The organism is Paenibacillus sp. XP01 (assembly GCF_057364885.1).
In genome coordinates this window covers 1,457,081-1,477,336 of record NZ_CP139481.1, presented here as the reverse complement: position 1 = coordinate 1,477,336, position 20,256 = coordinate 1,457,081, and the positions used below count along the sequence as shown (strand labels likewise).

The window sequence follows — 20,256 nt, the reverse complement described above, 5'->3', positions numbered from 1 at the left end:
GGCATTTGGACGTAATACACATGAAGGAACAATTTCCCAAACCAATTCAAGGGAGTGTTTACATGCATCAATCCACACGAAGGAATCGCTTCAAAGCCACTACACTGACCAGCGCGCTCATGGCTGCAATGCTTTCATTCAGCTTATGGACGCCGGCGGTTCATGCGGAAACCGCGCAAACGCCGGGACAGGCTGCCACCGCAGCGTCCCAGCAAAACAAAGCCACCGCGCTGACGGCGGAATCGGCAACCTCGTTTTTAGACAAGTTTTTTGCATCGCCTGAAGCACAGGCCCAATACGTCGGAGCATCCGTCGTTGTTGTCAAGGACGGCAAGATTCTGGCTGAAAAAGGGTATGGTTACGCCGATGCCGAGAACCAGACGGCCGTTAATCCCAAGAGCACGCTTTTCCGGATTGCCTCCGTCTCCAAAACCTTTACGGCTGCAGCGGTAATGCAGCTGGCGGAACAAGGGAAAGTCGATTTGCAGGCCGATTTTCAGACTTACGTTAAAGGGCTGGAGTTCAAAAATCCGTTCGACAAACCCGTAACCGTTGAACATCTGCTCACCCATACAACAGGTTTCGAGATTCGCGATCCTCAGCAGGAAGACCTTCACGCGGACTTCGAGAAAATCGTATCGATGGAGGATTACGCCAAAGAGCACATGCCCCCTGTCGTTCGCGAACCTGGGAGCTCCTACATGTACGACAACTTTTCGTTCCTGCTGCTCGGCATGATCGTGGAGAATGTGAGCGGCGAACCGTTCGAGACCTATATGCAAAAGCATATTTTCGAGCCGCTCGGCATGGATCACAGCAGCTTCCTGCTGAATGGCGAACGCCAGAAACAACTGGCGACGGGCTATGACGCGACAAGCAAGCCGCTTGACATATACACGCTCTCCCCGACGCCGATGCCGCAAGGCGGCATGCTGTCCACGGCCGAGGATATCGGCAGCTTCATGATCGCCTTCCTGAATGGCGGGATCAAGGATGATCAGCGCGTATGGAAAGAATCCACCATCAACAGTATGGAGCAATACCGCTCATCGATTCATCCGCTGCTGCCCAATACGACCTACGGATTCGAAGCGCCATTTCAGCTTCCGGGAGCAGGGAGCAGTTCCAAAATCATCACCAAGGCAGGAGACCTGCCCGGCTTCAGCTCTTATCTCTTCTTTATTCCTGAGCAAAATACGGGTGTCTTCCTGACTTACAATCAAACCGGAGCTTTGCGCAACCTGTTCTACCCGGCCTTTATCCAAACGTTCTTCCCGCAGTACGCAGAACCGGCCAAGCTTGAACCGTTCACGCCGCAATCGGGCGAAGAGCTGCAGCGCTTTACCGGTCTGTATGCCGACCTGCGTCTCAGCACGATCGTCAGCAAATTGAACGGCGGGGGCGAAGAGGCTGGAAAACTGAGCATCTCGGATGCATTCCTCGGGCCGCGCACGCTGATTCAGGTCGGAGACCATCTGTTCAAGGACGAGATCACCGGGCAATTTACCGCCTTCAAGGAGAATGCCGACGGTACCGTTTATATGAAAGAGCCTTACCTCAACCCGATGGGTTATGAGAAAAAAGGCGAGAAAGCCCAAGGATTCCGGGATGTCCGTCCGGACAGCCCTTACGCCGAGGCGATCTATGGCCTGCAATCCCTCGGACATTACGAAAATGACAAAAACGCGGCTTTCCAACCGAAAAATACGGTGACCCGCGCCGAATTCATCGAAGACGTGCTGAAAATGAGCGGCTTGTCTGCCAGCAAAACAGCCCCTCCTGCAGACAGCGATTGGGCTACCCATCCGGCAGCAGGTTACATTCAGCTTGGTTATGAGGCCGGCATGATCACCGGAGCCGATTCGAAGCAATTCAAGCCGGACCAGGCCATTACCCGTCAGGAAGCGATGGTCATGGTATGGCGCTCGCTGCAAAAGCAATATCCTGCCGAACTGTTTGAAGATATCCGACTGGCCGGACATATCGACGAATGGGCTGCGCCTGCCATCCGCATGATGGTTGCGCTGGGCCTTCACGGACCGGAAGTGAAGGTTCTGGAGGATGGATCGGTCGATGTCCTTCCCCGCAAGCCGTTGATCCGTCAGGAAGAAGCGGCGATCATGTACCAGCTGTTCACGCAGCCGACCGACAAGATCGTGTCCGAGCTGATGAAACAGCAGCAGCCGGCCGAAGAGGCCGCTGCTTCCTGATTCCAGGAAGCAGATGCTGCGTGCCTGCTCCGAGCAGTAGAAATGTGAAAAACGATGTATAGAACATGACCAAACAGGCTTGTTCGAAGGGCGAAACCGTCGTCCTTCGACAAGCCTGTTCTCTTGTATGATCAGGGCATACGCTGCCCGCCGCTCGAGGGTAAAATTAAATGTTGGCGATCAATGCGGATACATGCCGGTTTCCGTTCCGTTGATTCAATTTGTCCGCAATGGTCTCCGCTTCCTTGGCGAATACGTCAGCCAAACCTTGCAAATCGGAGGCATCGCCATCGTAATGGAACGATGTCGGGAGGCGCAGGCGATAGCCTTGGGATTCATCGGCCCAGCGCTTCAGCAGCGCTGCCGCATTGGCGTAAAATACCATTCTGGCCGTCGGATCTTCGTGATCCACCGCCAGTGGCGCCGTCTGTTCCAGCACGTCGATGCCTGCCGCCGGATTGGTACGTGCCAGGTATCCCATTTGCTCGCCAAAACACTTCACGAAATCCTTGTTTCCTTTGGTCAGACGGTAGCCTTTTTTCTGGTGTTTGTCCGCTTCTCCCTGCCGGTTCAGGCGATACAGCGGCATCAACAGGCGAGACAATGTAAGATGCGGAATCTCGGCACAAGACATTCTGCCCGACAGAATCGGCTTCGCCGCTTCGATTGCCTTTTCGTCATCACCCATCAAATTCCAATATCGTACGATTTCGTTCTGTTCGCAGGCCGCGCAATCGCTCATGTAATCACTGTCGGCCGCCGTGAATTTGGAAAGGCAGCGCGTAGCTTCTTCCAAGTCGCCCAAATCCATGGACAACATGAACCGATAGTACAGGTACGATCGTTCGCTGTAACCGAAAGAGCGGAAACGGCGACCGAAATCCTCCAGAAGCTCCATGATTTTTTCGCGCGATATTTCAGGGAAGTTGGAAATCGTGCCGAGAATCCATTTGTAGGACCACATCAGTTCTTCCTCGTCGTAACGCTCCGGGTCGCCGTCGAACTTGCCCAGCTGCCAGGAAAAAGCGATCAGCGCCTTCATCGGATAACCGCAGAACGTAGCCGTCTCCACGATTTCCGCTCGCGCTTCGTATGCCTCTTCTTCCATGCCGTTGATATCCGCGATCCTCGCCGCTTCCTCCAACAGCCCAAGCTTGGCCGCACCGTTCGGCAAACCGTGCGCCTCCATCATCAAATCTTCGAAATCCATGTCCATTTCCAGACTCATCGCCGACTCACTCTCCCTTATCTTTCGTGTTGGCCTGCAAACCCCAATCGATGAAGCGAATGATGCCTTGGTTAAGCACGGCATGCTCTTGCCGGTTCATCGCGTAGTGGCCCATCATGAGCGCATTCACGTACAACATCTCAATGGCCAGCGGTGTCATCTGGGGATCAGGCGACGTAAGCACACGCTGGATGACCGGATTGCTCACGTTCAAGTAGAGCGTGGAGTACCCCGCCGAATTCATCGCTGTAGACAATGAGCCCAGCACCGAAGAGAACAAGTCCGTGCTCTCCTCGCTCGCCTTTTCCAATGCGCGGAGCGTTGAAGTTTCCTTGGACAGCGTGAACAGGACGGGAAGGTCGCTCGGTTTGAAGCCTTTAACTTCTGCCCGGCACCGGAAACGCTGCAAAGCGGCATCGGCAAGACGCAAAGCGTCGTAATATCGGTCCCGCTCATGCGGAGGCACGTCGATGAATTTCATCGAAACCTCGTCCGGCTGAAGCTGCTCCGTGTGCGCGGAAGGTACCGCTAAAGGCAGGGCCGCCATCAGGTCGCTGTCATAGATATAACCACCGTTCACGACCAGCATGGATTGTGCTGCCGCCACATGATGGATCTGGCGATATTCATCCACGGACCCGGTATAATACAACGTCTCTTCCTCGTCCAACAGTTCACCGAGTTCCCGGTGTCCCCTTGTTGTCTCGAATGGCAGCCAGCGATGGACCATGGCGTAAAATTGTTGATCCTGCACCGCCAACGCCTTCATGGACAACGCATGCAAACGAATAAGCTTCTGCAGCCGTTCCGGATGGTTCGCAGCCATGTTCGCAAGGCCTGCCCGAATCGCGTCACCGAGTTCAGAACGCACCTGTTCCAATTTATCGTTCTCGTAGAAATGCTCCCTGGAAGCGGTGGGCTGCAATTCATCCGTCCAGATCAGGCATTTGACGAAAAAGGCCCAATCCGGCAAAATGTTCTCCGCCTTCTCCGATACCAGCATTCGTTTCAGGTACACACGGTGCGAACGTTTGGCGTTCAGATTTACGGCATGCGGCAGTACGTATGCAATGCCGGCTGTGCGTCCGGACGCTGTTGTCAGCGGAATGAATTCCTCGAACCGTTCCCCCAGCAAACGTTGGCCAAATGCAAGCACCTCGGATTTGCGTCCTGCAGCGAGTTCGGGGTTCGCCAGCCATGCGGGCGATTCGGCGTTGATCACATGCCGCTGCCCTTCATGCTGCAAGGTAACCGGGTAAGGCAGCAATGCCCCATAATAAAATAGCGACTCCTTGACGTACTCTGCATCGAAATACGCTGCCCCTTCGGGAGTGCACCGAAGATACACTTTCGTCCCTGGCGACAATGACGTGTCTAACCGGCGAATCGTGTACGTGCCGTCCGGCTTGCCACGCCATTCCATGGAAGGCCCGCCCTTTGCGGACTGAGTCAGCATCACGATTTCGTTGCTCACCATGAAGCATGACAACAGTCCGATGCCGAAACGGCCGATAAAGGACGTTTCCCCGTCCAGCAGCGCTTGGCGGCCACGCTTCGACGACTGCCCGATCATGGCCAGAAATTCGTGAATGTCGGCCTCGGTCAACCCGATTCCGTTATCCTGCACCGTCATCGTCAGCTCCGTTCCCGCTCCGGTCAGTTCCACGCTGACTTCGCCCCGATGGCCCGGCTCCGCCTCGCTTCGTGCCGTAATCGCATCGGTCGCATTTTGCATGAGTTCGCGCAGAAACACTTTGGGGCTGCTGTATAAATGATTCGATAAAATCTGGATCATGCCGCTCAGATTGACCTGAAAGCGGTACTCATTGGATGATGCCATACGATTCACCTTCCCGAATCCTCCACACCGATGCATCCATGTTTAAACCGATGTGTTAGACGAAATAATTCGTTTTGAGACGTCTCTTATGCTCATGAAGCGCTCAAAGCAAATGGATGCCCACCAACATGAAGAATGCCTCTTATAACAAGGATACATGGTACGGCACCCGTATAAAACGAACTTGAGACCCGATTTCGCGCCGGAAAATACGTGCAAATGTTCGCTTTTTTGGGACTATAGAAGGACAAAGTCGATCTTTTTTTCCATTTGAACGAAAATCGGGTCCTAAACGTACTATTTTAAAATTCAGATCATACCCGATTATGTTCTTGCAAAACCAACACAACCATCGGGCAGGTCGGGAAGACGGCGGTGACATCATGATCGAGGTATGCAATATTTCCAAACAATTCGAGATCCATCGGGCGCTGAACGATGTCAGCTTCACGATCAAGCAGGGCAGCGTGACAGGGCTCATCGGCCCCAACGGATCGGGTAAAACTACACTGATTCGCATTATGAACGGGGTGCTCGGCGCATCCGCAGGCAAAATCAAGATTGGCGGTTTGGACCCGTCAACCGATGCGGAGAAGGTGCTGGCCATGTGCGGCACGCTGACGGAACAGAGCGGATTGTACGAGAATATGAGCGGCCGGGACAATCTGCTTTTTTTTGCGGAGGTTTTCGGCGTCAAACAGGCCGCCGCACGTATCGATGAACTTGTTGCTCTTTTCGAGCTTTCGGAATATGTAGATCGGAAAGTAGGCACATACAGCACAGGCATGAAAAAACGGCTGGGACTGGCCCGAGTGCTGCTCCACTCCCCCTCCATTCTGTTTCTCGACGAACCGACGAACGGTCTCGATCCGGATGGAATTCAGATGGTGCTGGGCATGATCCGACGGCTCAATCGGGAGGAAGGCATCACGATCCTTGTGTCTTCCCATGTACTGTCCCAATTGTCGGCCGTATGCGATCATTACATTTTCATGGAGAACGGCTGTAAAGTAGAGGAAGGCACCGAGGAAGACATCGTAAACCGTTATCTGGGGCGGCCCAAAGTGGAAATCGAAGCCGACCTGCCAGGCGGGTGGCGGGCATTGGACTTGCCGGGGTACTCTCTGGAAATCCTGACGCCTCGTAAAGCCATATTCCAATTGGAGTCACGCGAACAAATACCGCGATTGCTGCGAACGTTAACCGGAATTGGCGAGGTTTATCAGTCCCGGATTATGAACAGCGACCTTGAGAGTGTTTATTTTTCCATAAGGGAGGCTCACCGTCATGAATAGGAACGCTCACCAAAACCGGGCGCTTCGCGCACTGGTCCGTAAAGACATACGCGCCATTACCGCCAGTGTACAACTGTGGCTGCCGATGCTGATCGTGCCTCTCATCATTGGAGTAGCGATGCCCACAGCTTTATTATGGCTGGCTTCACGCCTGGATCTGCGCGAGCTGGGTAATATGGGGGCGGTCCTGGACACGCTCGATGCCTTGACCGCTTCGGGACAGATCCCTCAGCTCGCGCATATGGCGACCGATAATCAACGGATCGTCTATTATTTGGCCCTTTATATGTTTGCCCCGCTGTTTCTCATCATTCCGGTAATGGCGTCCAGCATTCTGACGGCGAACAGCTTTGCCGGCGAGAAGGAGCGTAAAACGCTGGAAGGACTTCTATTCACGCCTGTGAGCATGAACACGTTATTTACGGCAAAGGTGCTGGCTGCCCTGATTCCTTCTATTATTTTATCATGGGCAACCTTTCTGATCTTCGGCGTGATCGCCAATGTGATCATGTATCCGATGTTTGGACAGATCATGTTCCCCAACCTGAATTGGATCCTCCTGATCTTATGGGTGATTCCGCTGTGCAGTCTGGTCGTCATTTTGCTCAATGTGCTGATTTCGGCCAAAGTACGGGGGTTCCAGGAGGCTTACCAATTGGGGGGCGTCGTCGTTCTCCCCTTGCTCGCCCTGATCGGTGCCCAGGCTACGGGCATGCTGCTGCTTCGTCCCTGGCTGCTCGCCGTCATCGGTGCGGTATTGCTGTGCCTTTGCTTCGTGCTGCTGCGCCTTGTCTCAATGTGGAATCGTCGCCAGCAGCTTGCAGAGAGCCAGATCTGACTTCGGGACCGACATGTCCCGCGCCTGGACTTGATTGAGAAACTGTATGAGGCGCGGTATGATAAGGGGACATGAAGCTGGAGACGGCAAGACGACGGAGAGGATTGGAACCCATGTTACTTCTTCAAATGAAATACGCGCAGCATTTAACGACACAGGAAAAGCACATCGTGGATTATATCCTCCAGCATCCCGAAGCCGTCTTCCATTCCACGGCCCAGGAGCTGGCTCATTTAACCTTTACAAGCTCATCGACCATTGTCCGCTTATGCAAAAAACTGGGTACCAAAGGGTACCCGGACTTTCAGTTGAAGCTGGCGCTCGAAACCGTGCAGGCCCCTTCCGCCATCGCATCGCCAGAGGTGCAGACGCCGGAGTTCGGGAACGTGCAAACCGCGATCGAATCCGTGCCATACCTGTATCAGCAAGCCGTCGCCGAGACGCGGCGGATGTTGAACGGCGCCGTGATCGAGCGCATCTTGAGGACGCTGAAACAGTCCAGCCGGATCGATATTTACGGAAGCGACGTGAACTATGACGTGGCGCGGCAGGCCTGTACCAAATGGAATGAACTCGGCCTGCCTGCCATTGCCCACAATACGCCGAACAGGCACTATTTGAATACCGTGCACGCCGGATCGGCTACGGTATCCTTTGTCATCTCCCACACCGGCGAGAATCCTGCCATGATTGAAGCGGCGAGCCTTCTGAGCGGCAAACGGATGAACGTCATTGCCGTGACTGGCAACAATGATTCGACGTTGGCAAAGCAATGTGATGAAACGCTGCTTACTTACGCATACAGCGACCAACTGCGGCTTAGCAAGATGTCCTCCATGCTTTCCGTCATGTACATCTTCGACATCCTGTACATGTGCAGCATCGACGAGTCCGATAATCAGGCCTGATCGGCTGCAAATCGAATGCCTGCGTCCTTGCGCGCACTCGTCAGCACGCTCATGACGGATCGGCTGTGCGCCAGCAGTTCATGGCAGCGCTGTTGATCTCCGCTTTCGTAAATGTCCCGGAACGTCTCCCACTCGTAGTAAAACCAGTTCTTCCGGTTTTGGCGGTTCAGCTCTTCGGTTTTCTCGCCGATCTGCACCTTGATTTCCCGGCACCCATTGGCGCCGCCGACGACCTGGATATATCCCTTCTCGCCCTGAATCAGCACGAAATTCATGCTGCTCGTATCCTTGCAGCCCACGCATTCCGCAATGAAGTCGGGATATTGAAGCACGGCAACGCCTGACGTGTCGATCCCGTTGGCGTGTTTGTTCGCCGTATAGGTCACGGATTCCGGAGCACCGAACATTTTCATGACGAAATGAATGTTGTAGATGTTGATGTCCATGATCGCCCCGCCGGAAAATTGCGGATTGAATACGTTCGGCGTCTCGCCTGCCAACAGCTGGTCGTATTTTCGGGAATATTGGCTGTAGTTGCATTGAATGAATTTGATATGGCCCAGCTTGGGCAATTGTTCCTGCACCGCCGCGTAGTTCGGCAAATGGATGTTGGAGATCGCTTCGAAAAGGAACAGGTTTTTCTGTTTGGCAAGGGCGATGAGCGATTCCGTTTCGGCCAGGTTGGACGCAAACGGTTTCTCGCAAATGACGTGTTTACCATGCTCCATTGCCCTATATGCGTGTTCATAATGAAGGCTGTTCGGCGAAGCGATGTATACGGCATCCACATTTGTATCAGCAAACAGCGCCTCCAGATCGGTATAAACAGAATCGACCCCATACTTGTCGGCCAGAGGCTGAGCCGTCTCCCGTTTGCGCGAATACATCGCGGTACAAGTTACTCTCTCCACTTCGCTGATCGCTGCCAACATGGCATCCACGATGCTTCCGGTGCCGATCGTTGCAATGTTCATCATGTTCTCTTCACTCCTGATCATTCATAATAATTTATGCTTGAGCCTGTTTGGCCACTTTTACCCCTTGCTGCAAAATGTCCAGGACGTACAGAACCTCGTCATCCTTGACCGGCTTGTCTGTCCCATGCCGTATTGCCGCGAGAAGCTGTTCATACAGGATGCCGTAATCCGTTACTTCCGACGGAACCTTTTCCGTGCGGGAATTCCCATCATCGTCGACATAACGGAGCGTTCCCCAATTGGCTTCGTCCTCCGGCTCAAACGAAACGACGGTCGGTCCATGCTCGTTCTTGTGCTGGTGGCCGCTGCTGTATTTGACGAAGCTGCCCCGGTCGCCGTGAACGACGAACTTGGGATGCTCGATGCTGACGAGCATGCTGCACTTGACGGTCATTTTGGCCTTGCCGTAGCGAAAATCAATGTCCACGTAATCATCGGATTCGCCCGGATAAGCAAGGCTGCGGACATCGTAATCGATCCGGTCTGCCCTGCCGAACAGGGAGATCAGCTGATCGATGGGATGCACAGCCAATCCGTGCAGCATCGTGAATCCCGGTTTGACCCAGGCTGGCCTGAAATAATCGTAGTGCGATTGAATTTCAACGATATGGCCGAGTTTGCCGCTCTCCATAACCTTTTTCAACGTGAGAAAATCCCCGTCAAACCTGCGGTTCTGATTGGCCATGGCAATCAGGTTTTTCCGTTCTGCAAGCTCAAAAATACGGCGCGCTTCTTCCGAGGTGGAGGCAAAAGGCTTCTCCACAAGCACATGCTTGCCATGTTCAAGCGCCAGTCTGGCATATTCGAAATGGCTGTCCACATGGGTCGCCACAACGATCAATTCGATGTCCTGATCCGACAATACGGCGTTCAGGTCGCTCGTGAATGCAATATCCGGATAATACGCTTCACGCTCCATATCCCCGACGCGGTCCTCCTCCCGGCGGAAGATCGTTTTTACTTTAATCCCTTCTCTCCCTGCCAAGTAAGGCAAATGGTAGTTTACGACCGCGTTTCCGAACCCAATCATGGCGATATTCATCATTCGCTTCACTCCTTATTCGCTTGATATCGCCATGGTACCAGCACGGGGTCGGTTCGGGGAATGCTTTCGGAAGGTATTGGCCGCAGCGTGCATAGATTCTCTATATGTGTCCAACAGAATGAAATCGAATTTCATTCCAAAAACATTTCCCGCGTTGCTCTAACATTTTTTCCATAGATTACCGATATATTTTAAGGTATTATATACATACATTGCGAACGAAGGGTGAAGATGGGTCTATGAAAAAATGGTCTTTGCGACTGCAACGAACGATGTGTGCCGTGCTGATGGTTTCCCTGTTTGCCACAGCAGCACTGGTAAGTGGAGGTAAAGCGCAAGCGGCATCCCTTAGCCAATCAACGGTATATTACGATTCGGACGGCGTGCTCTACAAAGTATCCGGAGACGGTTCCGGCACGACGGAAGTATTGCTCGACTTTAAAGGATCCGGGCTTCAAGCAGCCGGCTCCTACCTCTATTACACGGAAACTGCAACGTCCACGACGCTGCACCGGGTGAAAAATGACGGCTCGCAGGACGAGAGCGAAACCTTTGCTGAGGATGTGCTGGACTACGCTACGGATAACGGCTTCATTTATTATCTTGATTCCAAGGGTGCCATCTACCGTACCAACGGAAACAGTGCTCCATCCACGGTCCAAAAAATCGCCGACCGGGCAAATACGGACTTCCCTCTGCTATATGTAAGCAAAGGCAGAGTCTACTACAATGCAGTAATTAACGGCAAAACGTACGTTGCTTCCAAAGCTACAAACGGCAGCGGTTCCGTTCAATCCATTGCAGCCGGCGCCGTGGAAGACAGCTATTTCATCAACTCTACCAAAAACGCACTGCTCATGATGGTCAATACCGACGAATACGAAACGGTCTACTCGACCAACGCCGTCGTTATGTATTCCGTCAACTACAGCACCGGCAAAGGCAAAGCCGTCAATCCGAAGGCGAAGCTGGACGTTAATGCCGCTTATTCCGGCGGTTGGGCAGGCAATCTTTACGTTTACAACAAAGGCATCAAGCTGGACAGCAACAAGGATTACAACTATGCTACAGGCAAAGCCTTTGCACTGACCACGGCGGGCAAAACGATGCAGCTCCACAGCAAAAGCGTGCGTGAAACAACGATGGTCGGTACGGACAAAGTCATCATTATCGATGCGGACAAAAAAGCCTACGGCAAAACGGTATCGGCCAGCAAAGTCATCAAAACGGCCAACCTCAACCTCAGCGGCGTGAACTCTCTCGGTTCACAACTGACGAACGCTTCGCCGACGCTGGCCTACATCTCCAACTATAATGGCATTTACGCCGTGAATACGGCGCTCAAAGTGACCAAGCTGGCCGGGGAAGAATGGGATTATTATCAATTCGGCAACGAAGTTCCAGGCGTATTTTACTTGAATGCCGATGATCAGTTCCGCCTTTACCATGTGCAAGCGAACGGCACTGGCAAAAAAGTGCTCAGCGAAGTGTACGCCGACCGCATTTTGTTGGCAACGCCTAACTAAAAAAGGCTGATCTCAAATCCATGAAGGATACCCTGAACCATCCGTGTTCAGGGTATTTTTGTTTTTCCGGGGCTAAGTTTGGCAATAAAACTTAAAAACGCCTTCCATTTGAGAATGATAATTGTTATCATTAAGAAAATGAAATCAAAGGATGGTCCGTATGACTGAACAGCTTCCCTTCATTTCCAAAACCTCATCACTGCCGCTTCTCTCATCCATGTGCCGTGTACGCCGTGGAGAGAATTTCCGTTTGCGCGAACAAGCCGTAACCCGGCCCATGCTCTGCCTTGTTTTGCAAGGAGAAGGTCTTCTGGTATTGAATGATAAGGTACATACGGTTCAGGCCAACCATTTGTTTTTCCTGGAAACAGGCACAACGATTGAAGCGGCTTCCCGTACTCCGATGGAGTGCATTTTGCTGAGCATGAACACCGTAAGGCTGAAGCAGGTACGCGGTGAATGGCATATGCTCCCCCATCCCGAGTTTCCGCTTCACTGGCCGACCGGGAGGCTGCGCGTGCGTCATGAGTCCCAATCCGTGCAGCGTTTCATTCGGCTCCATGAAGCTTATCACGGGACACGGCAACAAGAGCACTGCATCAGCGTCCACAGCCAACTGCATGAATTGCTGCAGCACTTGTCGGAACACCGTTTGGAAGACAACCTTGAGAAGGTTGATCTTTCCTTGGAACGCAGCATTGCATATATGCAACGATATATGAGCGAAGGAATCAGCATGGAACAACTAGCCAAAATCGCAGGATTGACCGCCAGCTCCTATTCACGCAGCTTCAAGAAGGCCAAAGGCATGTCTCCCACCGACTACCTGAACCGGATGCGGATCGACGAGGCCAAACGATTATTGAGCCAGGACAAACAGACCATCAAGGACGTGGCCGAGTCCGTAGGCTATGGCAATGAATATTATTTCAGCCGCAAATTCAAGCAGAGCTTCGGCATGGCACCAAGTTTATATATGAAGAGGAGACAATTGAAGATAGCCACGGTCTCCACCAGCCATCTCCAGGATCATCTTTCCTCCCTTGGACTGGAAGCGGCAGCAGCCCTCGGCGTCTCAAAGGAACGGGAACAAGGCGACGTCGATCAATCTCGTCAGCTTATTGGGCTGCTTGATCGATTGCGTCGGACCAAACCCGATCTGATCATCGCAGACCGTAACCCTAGCTTCTTGCCGGATCAACTGAAAATGATCGCGCCTACCGTGTTCATCGACCCGTCGCTGGACTGGAAGGAGACCCACTGGCGTATCGCCGAATTGGCGGGGCAAGAAGAACGAGCCCTGCAAAATCTCAAACAATTGGAATTTCGCGCACTGGATGTGAGCAAAAGGCTCCGGCAGCATTTCGGCAGGGAACGTGTAACGGTGCTGCAAATCACGCCCTATTGCATTCGTATCCAAGGCGGCCTGGAGCACCCGCTGAACGAACTGCTGTATCATCGTCTTTGCCTGCAGCCTGCAAGCTTAACCCAGCCCAACATTCATGCATGGGTTGAATACACGGCCGACAGTATTCCTTTGCTGGACACAGACCATTTGCTGCTGCTCCGTTCTCCTGAACAGGCGGGCAGCGAGAAAATGCTCAGACGCTTAAAACAAACCGCGGCCTGGAACCGATCTCCAGCCGTTCTTCAGGGAAGCGTACACGAGATCCAGGACTGGATGCGAATGAGCCGAACCCCTTCGGGCCGCCAGCAAATTCTAAACGAACTTGAACAATTGGCTGACCGTCATGTAGCACTCTTTCAGGCCTATTAAATGAAAAAAGGCACTCTCCTTTGAACGGAAAGTGCCTTTTTCGTGTGCGCTAGGACCGATCTTTGACTTCCTCACGCGGAACCAGCTTATATATCTCTTCATCCTCCATGGCATCAATCAGGCGATCCAACCATTTATAATAGGCTTCCGCTTGCAGCATTTTGCCCCTGTCCTGTTCCAGAATACGCAGAAGCTCCGCATCCGTCTCTTCGTTCAGCGTATCCGCGAGCCGGTTCAATTCCTCGATCGACTTGCGAAACACCTGCAGGTTGCTCTCGACCGCTTTTCTCCATTTAATGACGAAATAATCCGTAAATGTTTGATACCAATCATATTCGACCTCATACAAATCTTTTCGCGAACCTTTGCTCCACACTTTGTTTACCATTTTTAGATCCAGCAGATTCCGTACGCCGGTGCTCATGCTCGTTTTGCTCATTTCCATTTCCCGGCCCATATCATCAAGGGTCATCGGTTTGTCTGCAAAAAAAAGCAATCCATACAAGTGTCCCGTGGACAGCGTAACGCCGTATAAATCCATGTTGCGCCCGATGGCTTCAATGACGCGCTTACGAATTTTAAGAACGGTTGCCTGCTGTTCTTCTTGCAAATGGTCCAAGCTCATGCTTGCAACCTCCATTCTGAACATTCCAGTCTTGGCAAAATCAATGCAATGTCGGAAATCATCCAGCTTACATGGGAATGCATTCGACAGGACATTCTATATGCCAGAAGCAACAATACCGAATGCATGTTAAGGGCAGATTTCCATATTGCTGTGCCCATGACTATTGCATAACCCCAAAAAAAGCTTAGATTCAGCTCATTGTCTATTGTAGGAGTTGCCTTATCAAATGTAAAGAAGCCTTATTTGCCATAATAATGAGCATCAGGGAGCATTTCGGAGAGAAACTTTGTACAGTTTTTACTGTACAAACATTATGTACTGTTTGTTCGTTTGATATACAGTTTGTTTATTTGTTAGAATATTAACGTTACCCAGAAAGACGGGAAGCCAAAGCAAAACCGGATTTCGTGGCTAGGCTCGCAAGTGTATGGGCTTGCGTATAGCTGCAGGCCATTCGAAGTGCACAACACATCAGAAGGGGTGAAGGCAATTGACCATACTTGAAGTAAGGAACGTAAGCAAACTGTTTGGTCCCCACACCGAACAAGGATTGCAACTGCTTGAACAAGGTTGGGGCAAGGAAAAGTTGGCTAAAGAGAAACAAATTACGGTTGGTGTCAACCGGGTCAACATGGAGATTAACCAAGGAGAGATTTTCGTCATTATGGGACTGTCCGGGAGTGGTAAATCCACCCTGGTTCGCATGTTTAACCGTCTGATCGAACCGACGTCGGGAGAGATTCTCGTTCATGGCAAGGATTTGCGCAAAATGAACAAGGAACAGCTTCGCGAAGTACGCCGGAAGACGATCAGCATGGTATTTCAGAAATTCGCGCTCTTCCCTCATCGCACCGTGCTGGAAAACGTGGAGTACGGCCTTGAAGTCCAAAAGGTGGACAAAAGCGTACGCCGCGAGAAAGCCAAAACCTCATTGGAGCTGGTTGGCCTTAAGGGCTGGGAAGACAAAATGCCCGATGAGTTGAGCGGCGGCATGCAGCAGCGTGTCGGTCTGGCTCGCGCACTCGCTAACGATCCGGAAGTACTGCTCATGGACGAAGCGTTCAGTGCACTCGATCCATTGATTCGCCGGGATATGCAGGATGAATTGATTGAGCTTCAGGATAAAATGAAAAAAACGATCATCTTTATCACCCATGACTTGGACGAAGCGCTGCGCATCGGCGATCGGATTGCCCTCATGAAAGACGGCGCCGTCGTACAGATCGGTACTCCGGAAGAAATCATGATTCAACCGGCCAACTCGTATGTGGCCCGCTTCGTCGAAGACGTGGATCTGTCCAAAGTCCTCACGGCTGCCCACGTCATGCGCAGGCCCGAAACGATTACGCCGGACCGCGGTCCGCGCGTTGCACTCGAATTGATGCGCGAACGAGGCATTTCCAACCTGTTCGTCATTGACCGAGCGAAAAAGCTGCTCGGCGTCATTACCGCGGAGGACGCTTCGCGTGCCATGCGCGAAAACAAAACGCTCAATGATATTCTGATTACCGACGGGCCGCAGGTTGCGCCGGAAACGTTGATTCACGAGCTGTTTGAAATTACAAGCTCTTCCCAGGTGCCTCTTGCCGTCGTGAACGAAAACGGCCGCTTGCAAGGCGTCATCGTTCGGGGAGCCCTGCTTGGTGCGTTGAGCGGTGAAGTAACGAAAGAGGAGGTGCCCGGAGAATGATACCGAAAATTCCACTGGCATCGTGGATTGAAGCCATTGTCGACTGGATGAGCGATTCGCTCTCCGGCCTGTTCAATGTCATATCGACGGTGATCGGAGCGGTTGTCGATTTCTTTTCGGGATTGTTTTTGCTCCCGCATCCGCTGCTGTTCATTGCCATCTTGGCCGTATTGGCCTATCTGGTAGGCCGTCTGCCGCTTACCCTTTTCACCATCATCGGTTTCTTGCTGATCGAAAACCTCGGGTATTGGACCCAATCGATGGACACTCTGGGGCTTGTCATTACCTCGGGCCTGATCTCGATCCTGTTGGGCGTTCCGATCGGAATATGGCTGGCATACAGCAAAACGGCGGCACGCATCATCACTCCGCTGCTGGATTTCATGCAGACGATGCCTGCCTTCGTTTACCTGCTGCCTGCTGTTACGTTCTTTAGCCTGGGCGTCGTTCCAGGGGTTATCGCTTCAGTCATTTTCGCCATTCCGCCAACGATTCGTTTGACCCATCTGGGGATCAACCAAGTATCTGGCGAACTGGTGGAAGCGGCCGATGCGTTCGGTTCCACCTCCGGGCAAAAGCTGTTCAAGGTGCAGCTTCCGCTGGCACTGCCTACGCTGATGTCGGGGGTCAACCAAACGATCATGCTGTCGCTGTCCATGGTCGTGATCGCCTCGATGATCGGTGCGCAAGGCATCGGTGCAGAGGTATACCGGGCCGTGACGCAGCTTCAGATCGGTAAAGGTTTCGAAGCCGGGCTTGCCGTCGTGGTGCTGGCCATCGTGCTGGACCGATTTACACAAAACCTGTTTATGCCTGGCCGGAAGAAGTCTTCCCGCGTATCGTCGAAGCAAAAAGCGTGGATAACGGTAGCTGCCGCAGCGGTCGTGCTCATTGCCGGATTCTCCCAATATTTCGTTGGTGGAAATACGTCTGCCGGGGGGAATACATCGGCTAACACGGTTGGTAACGAGGTTAATTACCAAATTATCGGTATCGACCCTGGGGCAGGCATCATGAAATCCGCGAACAAAGCGATCGAGGATTACCACTTGTCCGACTGGACGCTGGTTGAGGGATCGGGTGCTGCCATGACGGCCACGCTCGACAAAGCGTACAAAAACAAAGAACCGCTCATTATTACCGGTTGGACGCCGCACTGGATGTTCAACAAATACGACCTGAAGTACTTGGAAGATCCGAAAAAATCGTTTGGCGATGCCGAGGAAATTCATACCATTGCCCGCAAAGGCCTGAAGGATGATCATCCGGTTGCCTATGAATTCCTGACCCGCTTCAATTGGACCTCGGACCAAATGGGCGAAATGATGATTGCCATTCAGAATGGCACATCTCCCGAGCAAGCGGCGCAAGATTATGCAGAGAAACATGCCGATCAAATTAATGAGTGGACGAAAGGCCTTGCTCCGGTAAATGGAGATTCGTTCAAACTGAGTTACGTCGCTTGGGATTCCGAAATCGCGAGCACCAATTTGCTGAAATACGTCATGGAAAACAAACTCGGCTATAAAGTCAATGCGCTTCAAGTCGAAGCAGGACCGATGTGGACCGGCGTTGCTTCCGGAGATGTCGACGCTTCGCCTGCCGCATGGCTGCCGCTCACCCATGCCGATTATTGGGCGCGTTACAAAGACCAGGTCGACGACCTTGGCGCCAATATGACTGGCGTCCGTACCGGCCTTGTCGTCCCATCGTATATGACCGATGTCAATTCGATTGAAGATCTGGAGACAGGAGCCGCTTCGTCCGGCTCCGCCTCCGCTCCTGCCAATGCGGACATAGCAGCGAATGTAGGAGATGCAGTCAGCCATCAGATTATCGGTATCGATCCGGGAGCAGGCATCATGAAGTCTACCGCCAGCGCGATCGAAACGTACGGGCTGACCGGTTGGAATCTGGTTGAAGGCTCCGGTGCCGCTATGACGGCGACGCTGGATAAAGCCTACAAAAACGAGGAGCCGATTATCGTTACCGGTTGGACGCCGCACTGGATGTTCAATCAATATGATCTGAAATATTTGGATGATCCGGATAAAGTGTACGGGGATGCTGAAGAAATTCATACGATTGCCCGCAAAGGCCTGAAGGACGATCATCCGGTTGCCTACGAATTCCTGTCCCGCTTCAATTGGACGTCAGACCAAATGGGCGAAATGATGATCGCGATCCAGGACGGCACCACACCTGAGCAAGCAGCAAAGGATTATGCCGGCAAACATCCCGAGCAAATCGCCGAATGGACCAAAGGGTTGACTCCCGTCAAGGGGGATACGTTCCGCCTTGGATATGTTGCATGGGATTCGGAAATCGCCAGCACCAATCTGTTGAAATACGTTTTGGAAAATGATCTGGGCTATAAAGTCACCGCGCTGCAAGTAGAGCCCGGACCTTTGTGGACCGGGGTTGCCACCGGGGACGTGGACGCTTCCCCGGCAGCCTGGCTGCCGCTGACGCATGCCGATTACTGGGCCAAGTACAAAGACCAGTTGGACGATCTCGGCACCAACATGACCGGCGTCCGTACGGGCCTCGTCGTTCCAAGCTATATGAACATCAGTTCCATTGAAGATTTGAAGCAATAATCCGCTATGCAAAAAGCCATTATGCATATGTCCTTCTATGTTCTTCATTCATTACGCAAACAAGCTGCTCCTATCCAGGAGCAGCTTGTTTTGCATCGTTCGACATTTTATCGGTACATTCTAAATTCACTTACGGTTAATTCTGCATTTCTGCTGCAGACATCAGCAGCGTAACCACTTCCGCACGCGTTGCCTCCGCAAACGGATTAAACCTGTTGTTGCCTGCCACATCCATCCTTCTTTTCAACCTGCTTATTTTTTCACCGTTGCGTTGTACTGTGCAATCTTCTCCGTAATCTGCTTCGCCGCCGTATCCAATGCTTCCTGAGGTGTGCCTTGACCGTTCAACACGGCTTCGATCGCGCCTTCGACAATTTGACGGGCTTCGGGGAAAACGCCCATCACCGCGCCGGAAGTTGCCGTCGAATCCACGGAAGCGTGAAGTTGGTCGACTGCTGTCTGGAATTGCGGGTACTTCGCCATATTATCCTTTAATACTTGCTGGTCGTAGGCTGCTGTCGTAATGGGGAAGTATCCTGTCGCCACGCTCCAGTTCGCTTGCACTTCAGGTGTTGCCAAATACTTGATGAACTCCCATGCCGCTTGCTGCTGGGCTTCGGATTTGTTGTTCATGATGTACAGGCTGGCTCCGCCAACGACAACGCCGCCTTCTTTTACATCAGATGGACGCGGCAGGAAGCCTGTTCCCAGTTCAAATTTGCCTCCAACCTTCTCCACAATACCACGCAAGGAAGCCGTTGAGTCCAGCGTCATGCCGATCTGCTCCGCGGCAAAGGCCGCTGACGTATCATCCGTGCTGCGTCCGAGGTTGGCCAGCGTTTTATCGTCGATCATTTTTTTCCACCAAGTCAATGTTTTTACACCAGCTTCGGAATTCAGCAAAGATTCGGTTGCAGCTTCGCTTCTTCCGTTGCCGTTGTTAACATAATCTGCATTCTGGTTGGCAAAATACTGCTCCATGAACCAGCCGTAGATCGCCATGGAAGCTCCGGGCTTGCCGTTCTGGGACAGCGCTTTGGCCGCCTGTTCGAACTCTTCGTATGTTTTTGGAGGATTTTCCGGGTCCAGTCCGGCTGCTTTGAAGGCATCCTTGTTGTAATACAGAATCGGGTTGGACGTATTAAACGGCATCGCATTCAACTTGCCATCAATGGTGTAATAGCGAATGATATTGGGTTCCAGCTTGGACAGATCGAAGTTTTCCTTGTCGATGAACTGCTGCACCGGCGTGATCATGCCGGAATCGATCATGAATTTGCTGCCGATCTCATACACCTGGATAATGTCCGGACCGCTGTCCGACCCCATCGACGCTTTGAGTTTGTTCAAGCTTTCATCGTATTTGCCCTGATAAATCGCTTTGACCTGAATGTCCGGATGGCTGGCGTTGAAATCGGAGGCAAGCTGGTTGATCGCCTTCTCCCCTGAACCCGACATGGAATGCCACCAAGTCAATTGAATCGGATCGTTGTTAGATGCCGCAACCGTATCCACTTGGGCACCTCCGGAGGTGGTGGCTGTATCCGTTTTTCCTCCGCATGCGGAAATGACCAACATGAGTGCTGCAAGCATGAGTGCAAACGTTCCTCTTTTTTTCATACGTACGTTCTTGTTCATGTTCTCTCTCCTTTTGGGCCCGTTCAAAATCAAAGCTTGGAAGCCAGCACGAGTAG

At 52.3% G+C, this 20,256-nt stretch carries 14 protein-coding genes; 8 read left to right on the top strand and 6 right to left on the bottom strand.

Features of this window, described 5'->3' with window-relative positions:
* Positions 1-62: 62 nt before the first annotated feature.
* A complete protein-coding gene (locus SNR34_RS06645; RefSeq protein WP_486181471.1) occupies positions 63-2,210 on the top strand; it encodes a serine hydrolase domain-containing protein in 2,148 nt (715 codons plus the stop codon).
* 166 nt (positions 2,211-2,376) lie between these two features.
* Here SNR34_RS06645 and SNR34_RS06640 read toward each other — a convergent pair whose 3' ends face one another.
* A complete protein-coding gene (locus SNR34_RS06640; protein ID WP_486181470.1) occupies positions 2,377-3,438 on the bottom strand; it encodes a hypothetical protein in 1,062 nt (353 codons plus the stop codon).
* Positions 3,439-3,445: 7 nt separating this feature from the next.
* Entirely contained in the window at positions 3,446-5,278 is a 1,833-nt protein-coding gene (locus SNR34_RS06635) for an HSP90 family protein (protein ID WP_486181469.1), read from the bottom strand.
* 332 nt (positions 5,279-5,610) lie between these two features.
* Here SNR34_RS06635 and SNR34_RS06630 point away from each other — a divergent pair, with 332 nt between their 5' ends.
* The 3 genes from SNR34_RS06630 (at position 5,611) to SNR34_RS06620 (ending at position 8,319) form a co-directional block, all read left to right on the top strand.
* Positions 5,611-6,573 carry an ABC transporter ATP-binding protein gene (locus tag SNR34_RS06630; protein WP_486181468.1) on the top strand — a complete coding sequence of 321 codons (963 nt, stop codon included), beginning with the start codon at positions 5,611-5,613 and terminating at the stop codon, positions 6,571-6,573.
* Positions 6,566-7,411 carry an ABC transporter permease subunit gene (locus SNR34_RS06625; protein ID WP_486181467.1) on the top strand — a complete coding sequence of 282 codons (846 nt, stop codon included), beginning with the start codon at positions 6,566-6,568 and terminating at the stop codon, positions 7,409-7,411. Before SNR34_RS06630 ends, SNR34_RS06625 begins: the two co-directional genes overlap by 8 nt.
* Before the next feature lie 113 nt (positions 7,412-7,524).
* Complete coding sequence (locus SNR34_RS06620; RefSeq protein ID WP_486182414.1) at positions 7,525-8,319, top strand: MurR/RpiR family transcriptional regulator; 795 nt, start codon at positions 7,525-7,527, stop codon at positions 8,317-8,319.
* On the opposite strand, the gene SNR34_RS06615 is transcribed toward SNR34_RS06620, so the two are convergent.
* Together SNR34_RS06615 and SNR34_RS06610 are read right to left on the bottom strand one after the other, a co-directional pair.
* Positions 8,310-9,293: a Gfo/Idh/MocA family protein gene (locus SNR34_RS06615; protein ID WP_486182413.1), complete on the bottom strand. Its 984-nt coding sequence runs from the start codon at positions 9,291-9,293 to the stop codon at positions 8,310-8,312. The genes SNR34_RS06620 and SNR34_RS06615 overlap by 10 nt on opposite strands.
* Before the next feature lie 34 nt (positions 9,294-9,327).
* Positions 9,328-10,341 carry a Gfo/Idh/MocA family oxidoreductase gene (locus SNR34_RS06610; protein WP_486181466.1) on the bottom strand — a complete coding sequence of 338 codons (1,014 nt, stop codon included), beginning with the start codon at positions 10,339-10,341 and terminating at the stop codon, positions 9,328-9,330.
* Positions 10,342-10,595: 254 nt separating this feature from the next.
* Here SNR34_RS06610 and SNR34_RS06605 point away from each other — a divergent pair, with 254 nt between their 5' ends.
* Entirely contained in the window at positions 10,596-11,867 is a 1,272-nt protein-coding gene (locus SNR34_RS06605; protein WP_486181465.1) for a DUF5050 domain-containing protein, read from the top strand.
* A 160-nt stretch (positions 11,868-12,027) separates the two neighbouring features.
* Positions 12,028-13,644, top strand: coding sequence for a helix-turn-helix domain-containing protein (locus tag SNR34_RS06600; RefSeq protein WP_486181464.1), 1,617 nt, complete (start codon positions 12,028-12,030; stop codon positions 13,642-13,644).
* 49 nt (positions 13,645-13,693) lie between these two features.
* Here SNR34_RS06600 and SNR34_RS06595 read toward each other — a convergent pair whose 3' ends face one another.
* Complete coding sequence (locus SNR34_RS06595; protein ID WP_236415160.1) at positions 13,694-14,269, bottom strand: GbsR/MarR family transcriptional regulator; 576 nt, start codon at positions 14,267-14,269, stop codon at positions 13,694-13,696.
* Positions 14,270-14,762: 493 nt separating this feature from the next.
* On the opposite strand from SNR34_RS06595, the gene SNR34_RS06590 reads away from it, so the two are divergent.
* Complete coding sequence (locus SNR34_RS06590; RefSeq protein ID WP_236415161.1) at positions 14,763-15,962, top strand: quaternary amine ABC transporter ATP-binding protein; 1,200 nt, start codon at positions 14,763-14,765, stop codon at positions 15,960-15,962.
* Positions 15,959-18,562 (top strand): glycine betaine ABC transporter substrate-binding protein, encoded by a 2,604-nt coding sequence (locus SNR34_RS06585; RefSeq protein ID WP_486181463.1) that lies wholly within the window; start codon positions 15,959-15,961, stop codon positions 18,560-18,562. Before SNR34_RS06590 ends, SNR34_RS06585 begins: the two co-directional genes overlap by 4 nt.
* A 252-nt stretch (positions 18,563-18,814) precedes the next feature.
* On the opposite strand, the gene SNR34_RS06580 is transcribed toward SNR34_RS06585, so the two are convergent.
* Positions 18,815-20,200: an ABC transporter substrate-binding protein gene (locus SNR34_RS06580; protein WP_343260018.1), complete on the bottom strand. Its 1,386-nt coding sequence runs from the start codon at positions 20,198-20,200 to the stop codon at positions 18,815-18,817.
* Positions 20,201-20,256: the final 56 nt, after the last annotated feature.